We start from the raw sequence: 1,200 nt of genomic DNA on the forward strand, positions 1-1,200 counted from the left end.
CCGGCCCCGGTCCCGATTCCGGCCAGGGTGCCCCCGCCTGCGGCGATCCCGTCAAGGGACGCGGTGCCGCCGAAGACCGTCAGCCAGGGAAGGATCAGGCCCACGATCACCGCGGCGATCCCGGCCAGGGCCGCCAGGGCGGGCAGCCCGCTGCGGGAGGCCAAGAGAGGCCGCCCGTTCCGGAGCGCGGGGACGGCGGTGTTCAGGGTCATGGCGGTCACCGGCCCACGACGTTGAAGAACAGGTACAGGTTGGTCGGCACGGGTCCGATGACGCCGCTGCCGGGCGCTGCGAGCAGGGCATTCATTGTGGACTCGGACTTGCCTGCCGCGAGCTGGGCCCAGGCCGTCTGGGTGGTCACGGCGACGACCTTGACCTGCCACCATCCGCCCGCGGGCCCGTCCAGGATGTGGCTGTGGGCCGGGAGCGGCACCGACGCGACGGCCCCCGGGGAGGCGCCCAGGGCGCCCGCGATCCGGGACAGATCGATGTCGAGGGGGTGGTTGGGACAGCTCGCCACGGCACACATCGGGGCCGGGGACGGATTGGCGAAGAGCGGGACCAAGACGTAGAGGACCGAGCGGTCCGGGTTCGCGACCGGGCCCCGGTTCGCGGCAGTGCCGACTTCGCATCCGGAGGGAGTCGACGCTGCGACGCTGGTGTCGCAGAAGTAGTCCTGGGGGTACTGGATGGTCACGGTCTGCCCGCCGGTCCAGGCCTGGGTCGTGGCGCTGGAGACCGGCAGGACGGTGGATCCGGCGGCGAAGGCCGCTGCGGCGACCCCGCCAGTGGCGAGGGCAAGCCCGGCGAGCACGGCCAGAAGGGCCCTCAGTGCGGGCCGAGCCGTGCCGAGTCGTTCACTCATGGCACACTTCCTTAATGGAGGCGGCCGGCTGGGGACGGCGATCCGGGCAGGACGGCCGCTGGCCCGCCCCGACAGCGAGTATTCGGACCCGCAGCCCTCGCCGGATTGCCCGCCCTCGGATTAGCGGCCGTCTCCAGGCCTCCGAAGGGGGCGGCGGATCACCGATGGAACTGTTCCGCCCCCGAACGCCTGATCGGCGCGCATCAGTGTCCAGTCCGCCGGTGCCTCGGCTCCGAACCCTCGGGTGTCGGGATCGGTGACATTGGAGGAGACGAATGGCGCACAGGCTTATCCGCAGATCCGCGGCCCTGGCAGGCGCGGTGCTGGTGCTGGGC

General features: G+C 72.2%; 2 protein-coding genes. Both read right to left on the reverse strand.

Going from position 1 to position 1,200, the window contains the following annotated elements; translation table 11 throughout:
* A partial coding sequence (locus tag ACLN58_RS22375) for a hypothetical protein (protein WP_415857403.1) occupies positions 1–212 on the reverse strand: 212 nt, incomplete at its 3' end.
* 5 nt (positions 213–217) lie between these two features.
* Positions 218–865, reverse strand: coding sequence for a hypothetical protein (locus ACLN58_RS22380; RefSeq protein WP_415857404.1), 648 nt, complete (start codon positions 863–865; stop codon positions 218–220).
* Between the last annotated feature and the right edge of the window lie 335 nt (positions 866–1,200).

The organism is Sinomonas sp. G460-2 (assembly GCF_047759905.1).
Taxonomy (GTDB): domain Bacteria; phylum Actinomycetota; class Actinomycetes; order Actinomycetales; family Micrococcaceae; genus Sinomonas.